The organism is Hyphomonas sp. FCG-A18 (genome assembly GCF_045287255.1).
GTDB lineage: Bacteria > Pseudomonadota > Alphaproteobacteria > Caulobacterales > Hyphomonadaceae > Henriciella.
On sequence record NZ_CP137142.1, the window covers coordinates 2,117,597 to 2,134,311 of the forward strand.

18 protein-coding genes are annotated in these 16,715 nt (G+C 55.0%); 11 read left to right on the plus strand and 7 right to left on the minus strand.

Annotated features, from left to right (window positions below; genetic code table 11):
• Window positions 1–55 precede the first annotated feature (55 nt).
• From RYZ27_RS10520 to RYZ27_RS10540, 5 genes are all read left to right on the plus strand, one after another.
• Complete coding sequence (locus RYZ27_RS10520) at window positions 56–421, plus strand: PleD family two-component system response regulator (RefSeq protein WP_406679464.1); 366 nt, start codon at window positions 56–58, stop codon at window positions 419–421.
• Window positions 422–489: 68 nt separating this feature from the next.
• Window positions 490–1,332: a CheR family methyltransferase gene (locus tag RYZ27_RS10525; RefSeq protein WP_406679465.1), complete on the plus strand. Its 843-nt coding sequence runs from the start codon at window positions 490–492 to the stop codon at window positions 1,330–1,332.
• A 99-nt stretch (window positions 1,333–1,431) separates the two neighbouring features.
• Window positions 1,432–1,812, plus strand: a complete 381-nt coding sequence (locus RYZ27_RS10530) for a DUF805 domain-containing protein (protein ID WP_406679466.1) — start codon at window positions 1,432–1,434, stop codon at window positions 1,810–1,812.
• Window positions 1,813–1,897: 85 nt separating this feature from the next.
• A complete protein-coding gene (rlmN, locus tag RYZ27_RS10535; RefSeq protein WP_406679467.1) occupies window positions 1,898–3,064 on the plus strand; it encodes a 23S rRNA (adenine(2503)-C(2))-methyltransferase RlmN in 1,167 nt (388 codons plus the stop codon).
• On the plus strand, window positions 3,061–3,795 hold the full coding sequence (locus RYZ27_RS10540) for an alpha/beta fold hydrolase (protein ID WP_406679468.1): 735 nt from the start codon (window positions 3,061–3,063) through the stop codon (window positions 3,793–3,795). Before rlmN ends, RYZ27_RS10540 begins: the two co-directional genes overlap by 4 nt.
• Here RYZ27_RS10540 and RYZ27_RS10545 read toward each other — a convergent pair.
• Window positions 3,792–4,133, minus strand: coding sequence for a carboxymuconolactone decarboxylase family protein (locus RYZ27_RS10545; RefSeq protein WP_406679469.1), 342 nt, complete (start codon window positions 4,131–4,133; stop codon window positions 3,792–3,794). The two genes, RYZ27_RS10540 and RYZ27_RS10545, sit on opposite strands and share 4 nt — an antisense overlap.
• 81 nt (window positions 4,134–4,214) lie before the next feature.
• On the minus strand, window positions 4,215–5,492 hold the full coding sequence (locus RYZ27_RS10550; protein ID WP_406679470.1) for a TAXI family TRAP transporter solute-binding subunit: 1,278 nt from the start codon (window positions 5,490–5,492) through the stop codon (window positions 4,215–4,217).
• A 153-nt stretch (window positions 5,493–5,645) separates the two neighbouring features.
• Between RYZ27_RS10550 and ftsH the strand changes: the two genes are divergently transcribed.
• Together ftsH and RYZ27_RS10560 are read left to right on the plus strand one after the other, a co-directional pair.
• Window positions 5,646–7,574 carry an ATP-dependent zinc metalloprotease FtsH gene (gene ftsH, locus RYZ27_RS10555; RefSeq protein ID WP_406679471.1) on the plus strand — a complete coding sequence of 643 codons (1,929 nt, stop codon included), beginning with the start codon at window positions 5,646–5,648 and terminating at the stop codon, window positions 7,572–7,574.
• A gap of 11 nt (window positions 7,575–7,585) precedes the next feature.
• Complete coding sequence (locus RYZ27_RS10560; protein WP_406679472.1) at window positions 7,586–7,819, plus strand: BolA family protein; 234 nt, start codon at window positions 7,586–7,588, stop codon at window positions 7,817–7,819.
• 52 nt (window positions 7,820–7,871) lie between these two features.
• Here RYZ27_RS10560 and RYZ27_RS10565 read toward each other — a convergent pair whose 3' ends face one another.
• Window positions 7,872–9,653, minus strand: a complete 1,782-nt coding sequence (locus RYZ27_RS10565) for an IlvD/Edd family dehydratase (RefSeq protein ID WP_406679473.1) — start codon at window positions 9,651–9,653, stop codon at window positions 7,872–7,874.
• A gap of 152 nt (window positions 9,654–9,805) precedes the next feature.
• Between RYZ27_RS10565 and RYZ27_RS10570 the strand changes: the two genes are divergently transcribed.
• The 3 genes from RYZ27_RS10570 to RYZ27_RS10580 all read left to right on the plus strand — a co-directional run bounded on the left by RYZ27_RS10570 (window position 9,806) and on the right by RYZ27_RS10580 (window position 12,689).
• On the plus strand, window positions 9,806–10,831 hold the full coding sequence (locus RYZ27_RS10570) for an NADP-dependent oxidoreductase (protein WP_406679474.1): 1,026 nt from the start codon (window positions 9,806–9,808) through the stop codon (window positions 10,829–10,831).
• Window positions 10,831–11,643: an enoyl-CoA hydratase/isomerase family protein gene (locus tag RYZ27_RS10575; RefSeq protein ID WP_406679475.1), complete on the plus strand. Its 813-nt coding sequence runs from the start codon at window positions 10,831–10,833 to the stop codon at window positions 11,641–11,643. Before RYZ27_RS10570 ends, RYZ27_RS10575 begins: the two co-directional genes overlap by 1 nt.
• 92 nt (window positions 11,644–11,735) lie before the next feature.
• Window positions 11,736–12,689, plus strand: a complete 954-nt coding sequence (locus RYZ27_RS10580; RefSeq protein WP_406679476.1) for a hypothetical protein — start codon at window positions 11,736–11,738, stop codon at window positions 12,687–12,689.
• A gap of 14 nt (window positions 12,690–12,703) precedes the next feature.
• On the opposite strand, the gene panD is transcribed toward RYZ27_RS10580, so the two are convergent.
• Entirely contained in the window at window positions 12,704–13,069 is a 366-nt protein-coding gene (gene panD, locus RYZ27_RS10585) for an aspartate 1-decarboxylase (RefSeq protein WP_406679477.1), read from the minus strand.
• 168 nt (window positions 13,070–13,237) lie between these two features.
• On the minus strand, window positions 13,238–14,101 hold the full coding sequence (locus tag RYZ27_RS10590) for a TauD/TfdA dioxygenase family protein (protein WP_406679478.1): 864 nt from the start codon (window positions 14,099–14,101) through the stop codon (window positions 13,238–13,240).
• 142 nt (window positions 14,102–14,243) lie between these two features.
• Here RYZ27_RS10590 and RYZ27_RS10595 point away from each other — a divergent pair, with 142 nt between their 5' ends.
• On the plus strand, window positions 14,244–15,479 hold the full coding sequence (locus RYZ27_RS10595; RefSeq protein WP_406679479.1) for an MFS transporter: 1,236 nt from the start codon (window positions 14,244–14,246) through the stop codon (window positions 15,477–15,479).
• Window positions 15,480–15,494: 15 nt separating this feature from the next.
• Here the strand turns inward: RYZ27_RS10595 and RYZ27_RS10600 are convergent, their stop codons facing one another.
• Together RYZ27_RS10600 and RYZ27_RS10605 are read right to left on the minus strand one after the other, a co-directional pair.
• Entirely contained in the window at window positions 15,495–15,872 is a 378-nt protein-coding gene (locus tag RYZ27_RS10600) for a VOC family protein (protein ID WP_406679480.1), read from the minus strand.
• A gap of 57 nt (window positions 15,873–15,929) precedes the next feature.
• Window positions 15,930–16,703 carry an SDR family oxidoreductase gene (locus RYZ27_RS10605; protein ID WP_406679481.1) on the minus strand — a complete coding sequence of 258 codons (774 nt, stop codon included), beginning with the start codon at window positions 16,701–16,703 and terminating at the stop codon, window positions 15,930–15,932.
• Window positions 16,704–16,715 lie beyond the last annotated feature (12 nt).

Here is a 16,715-nt window from a genome sequence, read left to right on the forward strand (position 1 = left end):
CTGTTAACAGGTTTCAAGGCATCCTAAGGGCAGAATTGCAACCTCTGGGTGTAACATGAAGCATTGTCTGATCGTTGATGATTCACGCGTGGTCCGAACTGTGGCCGGGCGTATTGTGCAAGATCTCAATTTCGAAGTCTCAGAAGCTGGTGACGGTGCTACAGCTTTGCAGAAATGCCGTGAGAGAATGCCTGACGCTATCCTGCTCGACTGGAACATGCCCGTCATGAATGGCCTCGATTTCCTGCGTGCTTTACGCCGGGAACAGAATGGAAAACACCCTGTCGTTGTATTTTGCACCAATGAGAATGACAAGGAACACATTAACGAAGCCATGCGCTCTGGGGCCAATGAGTACATTATGAAGCCTTTCGATGCTGACATTGTTTACAGCAAATTTTCAGAGACAGGCCTCGTGTGAAGCAATTCCTTAAGACTATCGCGGTTTCTAGTAACCTTTGATGATTGAGACGGGATGGGCGGATAACCATGCAAGATACAACATTTGAAGAACTCGCAGACCTTGCCCTTAACCAGACAGGCCAAGCCTTCGAGCGCTCAAAGACTTATCTCATGGAAGCGCGTCTCTCATCGATTTGTCGCAGGGAGAGCTTCTCTGGACTTGATGATCTGGCCCACTGCCTCAAAGCACGCCCGAATCCGCGTTTCGAACAGGAAGTCGCCGCAGCACTGACTGGAAAGGCGACCCGCTTCTTCCGTGACCGCGCGACTTTTGAGCAGGTGGCAACTCGCGCTCTGCCGGCGCGCTTAAAACAGTCCACCAATGGCCGCTTGCGTATCTGGTGTGCTGGGGTTGCGACGGGCCAAGAAGCCTGGTCGCTCGCAATCCGGCTGTCTGAACTCGCCGAACAACCGATCGGCAAAGCGCAAATCGAGATTATTGCCACCGAGATTTCGAGCCCAGCTCTGCAGACCGGACAGTCTGGCACATATGGGCACTATGCGGTTCAGACGGGGCTGTCGATTGATCGCCTGATGACGCATTTTGAACGTCAGGATACAGGTGACTGGACGCTCAAAGAAGACATTCGAGACGCAGTGACCTTCAAGCGTCATAATCTTTTGGAAAATGCTGCAGGCCTCGGCCAGTTTGACATTATTCTTTGCCGTAACGTTCTATCGAAAATGGCCCCGATCATGGCCAAGCGTGCGGTCGAAAATCTGACAGCGCAGCTTTTGCCGGGGGGATTCATCTTCCTCGGTGCTGATGAGAATATTGCAGGTCTGCAAACCAGCCTCAAACCCTCACGCGATATGCGCAATGCCTGGGTTCCGATCGATCGTGACGAAACGGCTGAAGAAGCCGCATAGAGTTTGGGCCACCCCGCATTCACAAAAGTACCAAAAGATCTGCTTTGACTTTGCGTCAAATCTGGTCAACGACTACGCACATCTTAGGGAGGAAGTAAGATGGGTTTTACCGAAGCCGTAAGGCTGTTCTTCAAAAATTATGTCAACTTTCAGGGACGCTCGCGCCGGGCTGAATACTGGTGGCCATTCCTGATGAACTTCATTGTGGCCGTTGTGCTCTATAGCTTAATGGTTTCAGGGTCGGGGCTGGGTGCCATCCTTTATGGCCTCTTCAGCTTGGCAGTATTGTTGCCGAGCATCTCGGTTGTCGTACGTCGCTTGCATGATCTGGATAAGTCAGGCTGGTGGTATTTCATCGCGCTTGTTCCACTTATCGGCCCGATATTGCTGATATACTGGTTCTGCCAACCTGGCACGAGCGGCCCCAACCAGTATGGGCCAGACCCGAAGGGTGGTCATGACGTAACCGTTTTTGAATAACGCTCAATAAGATAACTAATCTCGCACCCGCCTTGCTGACGCTTGGCGGGTGCAATTCTTTATTGCCTCTGGTATAGGCAGCGCGATGAAAGTTGAACTCGATCTCTCGCGTCGCCCTGAGTTGGCTCCTGCCCTGACACCCCTGGCAGGTCTGTCCCTGCCCAAGCTAAAGGCGGAGATGGAAGCCTTGGGTGTTGAACCCAAGAAAGCGGGCATGCGCGCCAAGCAGTTGCGTCGCTGGATGCATCATTTCGGCGAGCAAGACTTTGCGGCAATGACCGACATTGCCAAGGATTTGCGCGCCAAGCTGGCAGAGTCCTGCACACTTGAGCGACCGGAGATCACCGAGCACAAAGTCTCGATCGATGGCACACAAAAGTGGCTGACCCGCTTTGGCCCGAATGTGGAAGCCGAAAGTGTCTTTATTCCTGCGGTCGCCAAATCTGGTGCGCTTTGTGTGTCTTCGCAGGTGGGTTGTACACTCAACTGCACGTTCTGCCATACGGGCACGCAAAAGCTGGTCCGTAACCTGACGGCTCAGGAAATCGTCCAGCAGGTTATGATCGCCCGCGATGAGATCAAGGAATGGCCAAGTACGGTTGAGCAACGCCGCCTGACCAATATCGTCTTCATGGGCATGGGCGAACCGCTCTATAATCTCGATAATGTGGCTGAAGCGATCGACACGATCAGCGATAGCGAAGGCATCGCGATTGGCCGCCGCCGGATTACCGTCTCCACAGCGGGTGTTGCCCCGAAAATCCCGGAGCTGGGCGAGCGTACGGGCGCTATGCTCGCGATTTCGCTCCACGCCGTGCGCGACGACTTGCGTGATGAGATCGTACCGATCAACCGCAAGTATGATCTGCAAACGCTGTTTGAGGCGATCCGGGCCTATCCCGAGCTTAACAACTCAAAGCGCGTGACGTTTGAATATGTTATGCTCAAAGGCATCAATGACAGCCTTGCTGAAGCACGCGATCTGGTCCGCCTGCTCAAAGGGGTTCCCGCCAAGATCAACCTGATCCCGTTCAACCCGTGGCCCGGCAGCCCTTATGAGTGCTCTGACTGGGACACAATTGAGGCCTTTGCCGACGTGGTCAATCGCGCCGGCTATGCCAGCCCGATCCGCACCCCGCGTGGCCGCGATATCTTTGCTGCTTGCGGGCAGCTTCGCAGTGAGAGTGTGAAGAAAAGTGCCGCGGAAAAGCGTAAGGAAGCCTTGGCTGCAGCTGAAGCAAGCACGCCATGATCCGCCCTAAAGTTTTCCTGCACGGGGTTCCAGACACGCCTGCCCTATGGGGACCCGTAATTAGCCATCTGGGACTACCTGACGAGGTGATCCACACGCCTTCCATGCCCGGCTTTGGAACCGAGATCCCGCAAGGCTTTGACTGCACTAAGGAAGTCTATGTTGACTGGTTTTTGGGCTATGTGTCCGCGCTGAATGGTCCCGTCGATGTCGTCGGCCACGACTGGGGGGCTATTATAACCGCGCGCGCTGTCAGTCTGCGCCCAGAGTTATTTGCGACCTGGACGATTTCCAATGCTGCTCCGCATGTTGATTATGAATGGCATCGCATGGCTAAGATGTGGCAAACACCGATCATTGGCGAACTGATCCAAATACTCACTCAGCCCAAAGCTTTGGCAAAAGCCCTTAAAGAGCAAGGCTTGCCCGGCGACTTAGCGCGGCACGAGGCCGCCGCTTATGACGGGCGCATGAAGCGCGCCATCCTGAAACTCTATCGTTCAGCCAAGAACGTGTCCCATGAATGGGATCGCGAAATTGATCAGATGCACAATCGGGGCCTCGTCTTCTGGGGCGAGCGCGACCCCTATGTGCCCCATTGGGTCGGAACAGATTTCGCAAAACGCACCGGCGCCCGGATGGTTTCCCTGCCAGGCGCCGCGCATTGGTCAATTGTTGAAAAAAGCGATCAACTCGCTATTGAGCTGAAAACTCTTTGGGCTGAGACTTAGGCACCTGCAAAATGGTCATAAGCCTGCAGCGCCTCAACGCCATAGACTGAACCGGGGCCACCCCCCATGAAAATGGCAACACCGACCATTTCAGCAAACTCTTCGCGAGTGACGCCCGCTTTGACCGCATTGCGGGTATGCATCGCAATGCAACCATCACACTGAACCGCAATGCCAATGGCCACAGAGATCAACTCCTTGGTCTTATGGGACACCGCACCGTCTTTTTCAGCCTCAACCGCCAAACCGCCAAAGGCTTTCCAGGTATCCGGAATCAGGCCGCGTAGCTCTTTCGCCCCATCACGATAGGCGGCGGCAATTGCATCAAAATCTTTCATCTCATCCTCAACAGATTGGTTGATCCAGCCTGCGAGATAGGAAGCTTGAAAGCAGGCCTCTATCAGGAGAAACGCGTAGCGCTATTTTGCCGCTTTCAAGCCTTGCCGGGCAATCAGTGCTTCAACAAAATTGATATGGCTGCGCAGCTGATAAAGCTCCTCATTATAGGAAACAGGCACATTCACCTGACCGACCTCCATTTGCAGCTCGTTGATATCATTCAGGACCTGTTGGCGTATCTCGGGATCGCTTGCCTCAACACCGCGACGCTCAAGCGTATGCAAATCCTTGTACCAGACATAGATCTTCCTCCGGGTACGCCAGCGATAGACGGGTGGCGCCATTTGTACGAGCGGGATCAGGATCGCGACGAGTGGGATCAGGAAAACCCAGGCCCGCTCAAGAAAGTTCGCCATTCCGAACGAAAAATATCGGCGTAGGAAAGTCGGTCCATTGCGGTAATACCGCTTGGCTTCATCAGAGAGTGGCAAATCAATATCGGTCGGGTTTGGGAAGGCTCCAGCCCGCGTCAGGGCATTCCCTCCACGATGAATGTCTTCAGCCGCCTCAAGCAAAACCGCTTGCAAAGCCGGATGGAGCTTCTTGTCGACGCCAAGCTGGGCGATCGCCGCAACCAGAGAAATATCCCGCGCTGGAATATTCGGATCAAGGCTGATGACGCCTTCATACAGGGTTTTTGGTGCGAGCGCGGGATAATTCATCGACAGCCCTTGTGCACGGCGCACACTTAGCGGCCTCAAGGCAGGGTCTTTTAGCAACGCTTGGATATAGGGTGTGTCCACCGACGTTGCGAAGACAGCAGCATCGACATCACCGGCTTTCAAGGCCGCTACGGCTCCCTCACCGGAGAGCGGCAAGAATTCGCTCCAACGCCCGCCCCAGGCCGTGCTCAAATCATCGGCCAACGCGCGTGTCCCTGATCCCGGAATCCCTGCCGCGACCCGCGCTGTCCGCAAATCCCCGAAATCATCAATCGCCAGATCGCGGCGAACGATGATCCAGAACGGTTCAGAGAATACGCCGCCAAGCGTCAGTACAACATCTCGCGCCTCATCGCTGGCAAGTCCGCCTTGTAAGAGGGCAACGTCAGCCTCACCCGATAAAAGCAGTTGATAGTTGTCCCCGGTCCCTGCGGTTTCCAGAACCGTGACTTTAACACCATGTTCAGCCAGAGCATCGCGATACTGTTCGGCCAGAGCGTAATAAGAGCCATCGGCGGCGCCTGCAGCGAATGTAATTGTACGAGGCGGCGGCGGAGCGATCACACGCAGCGCGATAACCACCGCGACCAGAGCAATCAAAGCCACCGGCCCCCAAACTTTCAGCGCCTCTTTCATACGATACCCTCTACCAAAAGCGGTCTATTCCTGATGCATCCTGTCGCATACAAGCGCTCTATGCCAGAGATTGACAGGATTGGAGTCGTTTTCGTGTAACTCCTATCCTATATCTTGTGCAAACGAAGATACGAAGACACATCCGGAGTCGCCATGAATATGCGAAACCTCGCCATCTGGGGCCTGATTGGCCTGCTCTTGCTCGGCCTGTTGGCCGTCATGAATGGCAATCCACAACAAGCCGGCGCAGCAGAATGGAAGATTTCCGACGTTCGCACTGCCGCTGTAAATGGCGATATCCGCGAAGTGACCGTTACGCCCGACCGCGTTTTCGGCACAACGACAGATGGACAGGCTTTCTATGCGGAAAAGCTGACCAACAATATCGACTTCTCCAACTGGCTTGCTGAACAAGGCGTTGCGGTTGAGGAAGATGCCCAGACAGGCTTCAGCCTTGGCGGCCTGATTGCCAGCCTGCTACCGATCCTCCTGCTGGTTGGCCTCTTCATCTTCATGATGCGCCAGATGCAAGGCGGCGGCGGTGGCCGCGGTGCCATGAGCTTCGGAAAATCCAAGGCCCGCTTGCTGACTGAGAAACAGGGCCGTGTCACCTTTGATGATGTGGCCGGGATTGATGAAGCCAAGGAAGAACTCGAAGAAGTTGTCGACTTCCTGAAAGACCCAACAAAGTTCCAGCGCCTGGGCGGTAAAATCCCGAAAGGCGCACTGCTGGTTGGCCCTCCGGGAACCGGTAAGACGCTGCTCGCCCGCGCAATTGCGGGTGAAGCTGGCGTGCCTTTCTTCACCATTTCAGGCTCTGACTTTGTTGAAATGTTTGTCGGTGTCGGTGCGAGCCGCGTCCGCGACATGTTTGAACAGGCCAAGCGCAATGCGCCCTGTATCATCTTCATTGACGAGATTGATGCGGTGGGTCGCTCCCGTGGCGCCGGCCTCGGTGGCGGCAATGACGAGCGCGAGCAGACCTTGAACCAGCTTCTGGTTGAGATGGATGGTTTTGAAGCCAATGAAGGCATTATCATTGTTGCCGCGACCAACCGTCCAGACGTTCTGGACCCTGCCCTGCTGCGTCCGGGCCGTTTTGACCGTCAGGTGACCGTTGGCAATCCGGATGTGATTGGCCGGGAGAAAATCCTGAAAGTCCACATGCGCAATGTACCACTCGCCAAAGATGTGAATGCAAAAGTCATCGCGCGCGGCACACCGGGCTTCTCGGGTGCCGACCTTGCTAACCTTGTTAATGAGGCTGCGCTTCTCGCTGCCCGTCGTGGCAAGCGCGTGGTCGCCATGCGTGAGTTTGAGGACGCCAAGGACAAGGTCATGATGGGGCCAGAGCGCCGCTCTATGGTCATGTCCGAAAAGGAAAAAGAGCTGACCGCATGGCACGAAGCCGGCCACGCCATTGTCGCTCTGAAAGTCCCGAAGGCTGACCCTGTTCATAAAGCCACAATTATCCCACGTGGTCAGGCCCTCGGTATGGTCATGCAGCTGCCGGAAGATGACAAATTGTCGATGAGCCGGATTGAGATGACCTCTCGCCTTGCCATCATCATGGGTGGCCGCGTCGCTGAGGAAGAAAAGTTCGGCGATGACAATGTTACGGCGGGTGCAGCCTCTGATATTCAGCAAGCCACACGCCTTGCCCGCGCCATGGTCACACGCTGGGGTCTGTCTGATGCAGTTGGCCCGGTCGATTATGCTGATGATCAGGGACAGGTTTTCCTTGGCCAGCAATTGATGCAATCGTCTTCTGTCTCTGAGGAGACCGCCAAGAAGATTGAGGAAGAAGTCCGTCGCCTGATCCAGCAGGGTATGGATGATGCCCGCGAAGTCATGACGACCTATCGTGATCAGTGGTCCGCATTGGCCGAAGCCTTGCTTGAATATGAGACACTGACAGGTGACGAAATTCTCGCTCTGATCAATGAGGGCAAATCACCTGAGCGCCCGGATGAGCCTGATCCATCCAGTGGCGGCGGTACAGGAGCTGCTGTCCCGGTGATTGGTAAGCGCCGCAAGGACAAAGGCGGTGATGAACCGCTCGGCGATCCAAGCCCGGCATAGGACAAACAGACATGGCAATGACCCGCGAAACCCTGGAAGGCTTCCTCACCGAAGCCTTCCCAGACGCTGAGATCATTCTGACAGACCTCGCCGGTGATAATGATCACTGGCAGGCTGAGATTGTCTCAGAGCAATTCAAAGGCAAAACCCGCGTGGCCCAGCATCAGATGGTCTATGCCGCCCTGAAAGGGAAAATGGGTGGAGAGCTACACGCGCTTGCCCTTAAGACCCGCGCGCCATCCTGATTTAGTAGGTACTAGAGCCACCCGCTTCTGTGAAAGCACTGAAGGTAGTCGATCAGTGTGAATGCCGAAGCGGCGCCTTGCGCGTATTGCGATACTTATCTGAGCCTTCAATCACCGCGCCATCGCCAAGCTGGGTGACTGTTTCGCGCGCGATCTCCTGCCAGGGCGTCTGGCTCTCTGGAACATAAGCCACAGGCTCGCGAGCAGCCCATATTTCCGGATCAACCAGCGCATTGACGCTAGCTGTGTTCAGATCGACCCGAACAAGATCGCCTGTCCGCAACTTGGCCAAACCACCCCCAATCGCGGCCTCTGGTGTCGCATTCAGGATGGAGGGCGAAGCGCTCGTACCCGACTGTCGTCCATCGCCCAATGTCGGCAATGAGGTGATCCCTGCTTTCACCAATCGATCTGGTGGGAGCATGTTCACCACTTCCGCGCTACCGGGATAGCCGACCGGGCCACACCCCCGGATCACGAGGATCGATTGCTCCCCTATCTCCAATGCAGGATCATTGATCCGCTTGTGATAATCCTCTGGCCCCTCAAATACGAAAGCGGTCACCTCGAACGCATTTAGATCATCTGGATTGGACAAATAGCGCGCTCGAAAATCGTCTGAGATCACACTTGTCTTCATCAAGGCATTGTCGAACAGGTTACCGGAAAGAACCATGTACCCCGCTTGCTCCATCAAAGGCTGATCATAAGCACGGATCACATCGCGATTGACGAAAGGTTCAGGGTCCAGAGCGAGATTGTCGATCAACCCCTTGCCCGTCACCGTCACAGCAGAATTATCAATCAGCCCCTCACCAGCCAGCTCGCGAATAACCGCCTGCACGCCACCCGCCCGGTGGAAGTCTTCTCCGAGATACGCTCCGGCAGGCTGGCAGTTCACCAAAAGCGGCATTGGGTGGCCAAATTCATGCCAATCGGCAATTGTGTGCTCAACCCCGGCATGGCGCGCAATCGCCAGGAGGTGCGGCGGGCAGTTGGATGATCCACCGCAAGCGCTGGTCACGCGAAGGGCATTGATCACAGCAGCCCGTGTGATGATCTTGTCCGGGGTCAGGTCCTCGGCCACCATGCCGACAATGCGTTTCCCCGTATGATAGGCCATCTGCCCTCGCTCGCGATACGGGGCAGGAATTGCAGCGCAGCCAGGCAAGCTCATGCCTAAAGCCTCAGCGAGGCTATTCATCGACAGAGCGGTCCCCATCGTATTGCAGTGCCCGATTGATGGGGCTGAAGACGCCGCCAGAGCCATGAAGCCTGCAACATCAATCTCTCCCGCCGCCAACTTTTCCCGCGCGCTCCAGATGATTGAGCCAGACCCAATCTTGTCATTGCCGCGATAATGGCCATTGAGCATTGGCCCACCGGACAGGACGATTGCCGGAATATTGACCGTCGCGGCCGCCATAATCTGGCTTGGCGTGGTCTTGTCACAGCCTGTGGTCAGAACCACCCCATCAAGCGGGTAGCCCTGCAAGGTCTCAACCAGCCCCAGATAGGCAAGATTACGGTCCAGCGCGGCGGTCGGACGTTTCCCGGTCTCTTGTATCGGATGGACCGGAAACTCAATCGGTACGCCGCCCCCATCACGAATACCAGACTTGATCCGCTCCATCAGCTCCATGAAGTGGCGATTGCAGGGCGTCAGATCGCTCCCGGAATTAGCAATTCCGATGATAGGCTTACCCGCCTGCAACTCATCCAGCGTCAAGCCATAATTCAAATACCGCTCGAGATAGAGCGCCGTCTGCCCTGGATCAGAGGCATCATCAAACCATTGGCGCGAGCGCAGTTTTGGGCGCTTATCATCACTCATATCAACCAGATCGCTTTGTCTTCAGCTTCTTTAGCAATCTACGCTGATCATAATCCCGGTAAAGTCCATGCGATTTTTGCACGTCCCTCTCCCAACGTGCCCCCTAGCGGCTCTGATAAAGACATGATCCAACAGAGCAAAGAGGAAACGCCATGACAGATCAGATGCAACAAATCGTGCTGAAACAGTATTGCGAAGGCGTCCCCAAGCCGGATGACTTTGTGCTGGAGACCAAAGACGCGCCAACCCCGAATGAGGGCCGGTTCCGGGTGCGCCACGTTTTCAACTCGGTTGATCCGGGCACACGCTCGCGTCTCTCTGGTGGAGACAGCTATGCAGCGGCCCTGCCCCTTGGCAAACCGATTGACGGGTTCAGCGTCGGCATAGTTGATGCCTCGAAGCATCCTGACTATCCGGTTGGGACCAAGGTCTTCTGCGCCGGGGGCTGGCGCACCCATACGATCCAAACAGGCAAAGGCTTTATCGGCAAGATTCCCGAAGCCGTGCCCTTGCCCCTTTCACTGTGGATTGGCGTTCTCGGTGTGCCGGGCCTTACGGCCTGGTTTGGCCTGAAGACTGTCGCAAGTTTTAAAGAGGGCGACCGCGTGCTCGTTACCTCTGCAGCGGGTCCAGTTGGCGCAACTGCGGGCCAGCTTGCTAAAGCAGGCGGGGCCGAACAGGTTGTCGGCATTGCTGGCAGCGACACCAAATGCCAGTGGCTCGTCGAAGAAGCTGGCTTTGATCACGCCATCAATTACAAAACGACGCCCGATCTTGATGCGGCCATCCGCGAGGCGATGCCCAAAGGCGTCGACCTTCTATTCGACAATGTTGGTAATGCCATGATCAACCGCGTGCTGCCCATGATGCGTCTGAACGGGCGGATCTGTGTTTCTGGTCAGGTCGCAGATTACAATCTCAGCCCGGAAGAGACCCCCGGCATTGTCAACACAAAGCCCTTCATCACCCATCGCGTGAATATGCAGGGCCTTGTCGTCTTTGACTTTGCCCACGAGTTTCCGGTTGCCCTGAATGAGATGGCCACGCTGATTGGCAAGGGCGAGTTGAAACTCAAGGAAGAGCGCTTTGACGGCATCGATAAAATGCCTGAAGCCTTCTGTGGCCTGTTCCGGGGCGAAAATTTCGGGCGCCGCGTTGTGAAAGTGGGAGACGAATAATGACCACCCCCTTCGACATTACCAAAGAGACCTATACCCGCTTCACATTTGAGCGGAATGATCGCATCCTGACGGCCGCCATTACTTCTGATCACCCCGTCAACGGCGTCGATGCCGCCATGCATGAAGAGTTTGGGCGTGTCTTCACCGACCTGCAACGTGATAGCGACAGCGACATCATCATCCTCACCGCCAAGGGCCGCGCTTTTTGTGCGGGCGGGGATTTTGACTGGTTCGATGAACAGATCTCTAATCCCGGCAAATTTCGGGACATTGCCTGGGAAGCCAAGCGCATCGTCACCTCTATTCTGGACATGGAAAAACCGATGATCTGCCGCCTGAATGGCGCAGCGGCTGGCCTTGGCGCAACCATCGCCTTGCTTTGCGATATTATCATTGCCGACGAGCGCGCCGTAATCGGTGACCCACATGTCAAAGTCGGCCTCGTTGCCGGCGATGGCGGCGCAGTGATCTGGCCGCAACTCATCGGCTTTGCCAAAGCCAAGGAACTCTTGATGACGGGGGACATGCTCACCGCTACAGAAGCAAAAGAGCTGGGCCTGATTAACTACGCCGTGCCAACAGAAGAGCTAGACAGCAAAGTCTCCGAGCTTCTCACCAAGCTTCAGGGCAACCCAAAATGGGCCGTCCGCTGGACCAAGACAGTGGCGAACATTCCCCTACGCGCATTGGCGGCCCAGATGATGGATGCCAGCGTCGGCTGGGAAAGCGTCTCAAACTATATGGATGACCGCAAAGAAGCCGTCGACGCCTTCCGCGAAAAGCGCAAACCGAACCTGACCGGGGAATAGTTAGCCTCCGACTTAGTAAGACTTTTCAGGTATCCGAGGTACAAGGCAATCTTAGCTATTGCCCAATGAGCAAGTCTTGCTAGACATTGCTTATGGTGGGACATCGAAAAAGAAAACGCTCCATAGAGCATCGGTCTGTATTTGGACCGGGACCGCCTATAAATATTATTATTCTCGTCATTGCACTCGCATTGCTCTTCATTGAGCACATCACGACAAGCTTGGTTTATACAAACCCTCAGGGCTGCGACATAGGTCGCTTATTTCTTTTTGGAGGCGAAGGGATCAGTTGGGGTGCTCATGGCACACTTATCGTTGCAGCAACATTGCTACTCGTATTCGCAGTCGCTCACCTCCTGATCTCATTCATTCAAAGCAAGCGTCTTAAGGCTACAGAGCTTTCAGTTCAGGGCGTAAATATTGTTCTCATTCTACTGATAATAAGGAGCTTAGCTGTAAGCTGGGCATACTATCACCCCTTCGCGCCTCTAGCACAGATGGTTCACGCCCACGACAAACAGTATAGTCATGCAGCGATTATCCTTACCGATTATGTATATGAAACCGATGAGTGGTTCGATGAACGGTCGTGGCGTTGTATCGAAAACAACGAATATGGCTGTGTTCAATACAATGAAGAGCTTAAGATCACAGCGCGCCAAATGCTGTTTTCACAATGTGTTTCGCCAACTGTGATGAGCAAGAATTGGGAGGCATATCAGGGAACGCCGCTACCTGAAAACCATCCTAATACTTTGATCAAATACGCGTACTTTGATGCTGATGGCGCCTGGGTTCGTCGACCGCACTGGCTGATGAGTAGGAGCTATATCGCTAGTAAAACGCTTGGGGCCAAAGGGATAGAAATGTCAAACCTGGATTGGTACGATATGTGGTACCAACTGGAAGAACAGTATGAAAAGCGTGAGGAAGAAGCAAAAGCCCTCCAAGACCCCATTCGTCCACTCACACTTAGAGAAATTGAACTAAGAGTTGCAAACGCATGGGGGGATGACCGTCCCGCCTGGTGGAAAGACGATGAATAGCGCTAATTCTAGGCTTAGTATGCCGCGCTTGGGTCTTTGACGATATTGCCCTCGCCCATCAGGGCGACCATGGGCTTGTGCTGGCGCGCTTTCTCAGCCTCGATCTGCGTGAAGGCCGCGATCACGACCTTGTCGCCCATGGCAAAACGGCGGGCGGCACCACCATTGATACCGATCGTCTTTGACCCGCGTGGAGCTTCAATCGCATAGGTCTGAATCCGCTCACCATTGGTGATATTCCAGATATGGACATGCTCGTGTGGCAGGATACCAGCAGCATCCAGAAGGTCCTGATCAATCGAGACAGACCCCTCATAATAGACATCGCACTGTGTCACGGTCGCTGCGTGCAGCTTCCCTTTAAGCATGTTGACCAGCAAAGGCTTGCCCTCCCAATCGGAATTACAGATCGCGGTATGCTCCGCGCTACTTATATGGGTACGCGCTGACGCAAGGGAAACCCCTCGTGTGCAGTGCAGCAAAATGGGGTAAAGCACATACGCCAGCACTCGCCAAGGGGGTGACGCAAGGATAGCGTAATCGGTTAACTATGACAGCGCACAGCCCTCAATCGTAATCCTGTGCATGATCCGCCGCTGGCCCTGATAATCATTCAGGGCCCAGTGCCATGTGGAGCGGTTATCCCACATCGCGATACTGCCCGGTTGCCATTCAAAGCGGGTATGGAAGTCATTGCCTCTGAAGACATGCGTGAACAAGTCTGAGAGCAGCTGGTCACTCTCCTGTTTCTCCAATCCCTTAACCTCACGGGTAAAGGCAGGGTTCACATACAGCGCTTTCTTGCCCGAGATGGGGTGGGTGATCACGATTGGATGTACAGGGTCTTCGAGGAGCTCCGCAACCGCTGCATTGCCGATCCGGCCTGTTCCTGTCTCGCCACTGCCTGCATCGGTCTGCTTGTAATAGGTGTCAGGGCCTTCACCGAAAATATGTTTGCCGGAATGGACAGCGTACAAGCCGTCTATGCGGGCTTTCACCTCATCATCAAGCGTCTCATAAGCCGTGTACATGCTGGCAAACATCGTATCGCCACCACTCTCAGGCAACTCCCGCGCCACGAGAACGGAGCCAAGCGCCGGTTCATGATCATAGGAATGATCGGTATGCCAGCCCCCACCAATATTGTCCGTCTGGTCAGGCTCTTTGGCGACCATGGCAATCTCGGGATAATCTGGATGGGTTGCAAAGAAGCGGTTCACATTGATGTCGCCCCATCGTTTTGCAAAGGCGATATGATCGTCCTCAGTCGTCTCCTGATCACGAAAGAAAATCAGACCATGATCGCAGAAGGTTTGCCGGATTGCGGCAAACTCCTCTTCTGTCAGGGCCTTGATATCCACGCCTGTGATCTCTGCGCCAACGCCTTGAACCGGTGTAATTGTGATCGCCATAGGACCTCCCTTAAGCCAATCTGATGAGGCTTTCAGGCAGAATGGCCGAGCAAATGCCTGTCGTAAAGGCAAACCACTTTCCCTTAGGTCGACCTTGCCGCCCCTTCAGAACCACGCCACTTTCCGCAAATGGGAGGGCCGAATGGCAAATGACCAGCTAGAGACAGAGCAGCCGCTGCGGCCCCTGAGCAACTTTCAACAGAGTATGATTGCTCTGGCTATGGTCGCCATGGGTGCAGGCATGACGATCAATTTCGTGGTTGTTGCCCCGCTCGCGCGCAAGGCTGGCCTGACCGAAATTCAGGTCGCTGGCATTCTGACCCTGTCTGCAGCCCTCTATGCCTTGATGATCCCGCAATGGGGACGTTGGGCGGACCGTTTTGGGCGTAAGCGGATCATGGTCTTCTCCTTAATGGCTATGGGCCTGATGAACATGGCCTTCCTGTTTGCGCTTGAAGCCGCCTTGGCTGGTTTAATCACCGGGATGACCATGTTTCTCACACTGGTTTTTGTGCGCATCTGGTTTGGTCTGCTCTCGCCCGGCCTGCAACCGGCCAGTATGGCTGCGATGACCGATGCAACAACGGCCAAGACGCGCGCCGCCGGGCTGGGCATGCTTGGCGCAGCGATGAGTATTGGTTCAATCCTTGGACCAGCCGGCGCAACCGTGCTGGCCCCTTTTGGTGCGCTGGTGCCCCTCTGGGGATCAATCATTCTCAATATCGCTTGTGGTTTCTTGTTGGCTTTCACATTACCCAAGAGCCGCGCGACACGACAGGAAGCCAAGCGCCCAAAACCCCTCGCCATGCGCGATCCACGTGTGTTCCCGCACCTGCTTTTCCTGTTCACCTATTTCGTTGCCGTCGGCATGATCCAGCAAACACTTGGATGGTTTATAGAGGATCGTTATGACCTCGGCGAGGAACAGGTCGTTCTGTTTACTGGGATCGCCTTTGCCTGTCTGGCGGTAATGATGGTGATCATCCAGTTCGGCTATGTCAGCCCCTACAAACCTGATCCGCGAAAGATGTTACCTTCGGGCCTTACGCTCGTCGCCATTGGCTATATCGGGGCAAACCTGCTGCAACCCTTCTGGGCCTTATGCATCGCCTTCCTGATCGTTGGGGCCGGGGCAGCGCTTGCCGTTCCGGCCGCGAATGCTTTGGGTAGCCTATCTGTGGAGCGTCACGAACAAGGCAGCGCCGCCGCGCTTCTCTCGGCAGCGCCCCCATCGGGCTTTATTTTTGGTCCACTAATCGGCGCGAGCCTTTACAGTGTCGCAAAGCCACTCCCCTTTTTCATCTCAGCCGCTGTCATGGCCATTCTGGCCATCTATGCGCTGATCGTGACAGCCCGTAAGCCCTTGAGTGGCGCTTAGAGCAAACAGAGCCCCCTAACCTGCCATCGTGTAGGCATTCAGCTTATTGCCATCCGGGTCACGGAAGTAGCCAGCGTAAAAGCCGCTATCCCCGCGCGGACCGACCGGACCTTCATCGGTGCCGCCATGGGCCAGAGCGATATCATAGAGGCGCTGAACTTGCGCTTTATCCTTGGCTTCCAGTGCTACCATAACACCATTACCAACTGTTGCCGGCTCGCCATTAAATGGCTTGGTCAGACCAATGCCTGCACCGCCCCCTTGTGGGTTGCCCCAGGCAATGAACTCATCAAATTCCATCATACGCCCACAGCCAAGCTCGGCGAAGATCGCATCATAGAATTTCGCGCCACGTTGAAGGTCACTGGTACCAAGCGTCACATACCCAATCATCTCATTCTCCTTCTTGAGAACAAGAACATTACATGAACATTTGGGTTTGGCAAGCCCTTACATCGCGCTGATGCCACCATCAACCTTAAGCTCAGCCCCGGTCACCAGCTTGCTCTCATCACTGGCGAGATAAAGCACCGCATAGGCAATATCGTCAGGCTCACCAACCTTGCCCAGTGGGATTTGACGGCCGAGCTTCGCAAGGCCCTCTTCTTCGCCAAACATCTGTTTTACACCATCCAGAATTGGCGTGTTGATAAAGACGGGATGGACCGAGTTAGATCGGATCTGCCCGCCCGTTTTGGCACAGTGAAGAGCAATCGATTTGGACATATGCCGCACCGCTGCCTTGGCCGTGTTGTAGGAAACATAATTTCCGCTCGCGACAATCCCGGCGATTGAGCTGATATTGATGATCGAACCAAGGCCATGGTCGCGCATCAATGGGATCGCGTACTTACACCCCAGAAAGATCGAATCGACATCGACCTTCATGACATGTTGGAAGATTTTGTACTCTTCGGCCTCAACATCTCCGAGCGATCCAATCCCGGCATTGTTGACCAGCACGTTTAGGCCACCCATCGCATCATGCGCGCTTTGCAGCACCTCTTTCCACTGGTTTTCCTTGGTCACATCATGCTGCCAGGCAAAGGCTGTTCCAGCGCCATACTTGTCATTGATTGCATCTGCGACATTGGCGGCGCCCGGTCCATTCACATCGGTCACCGTGACCTTCGCGCCTTCTTTGGCGAGCATATGTGCGGTGGCTTCACCAAGGCCTTGTGCACCGCCTGTGATGAATGCTTTTTTTCCTGCTACGCGTCCCATGGCGGCGCTCCC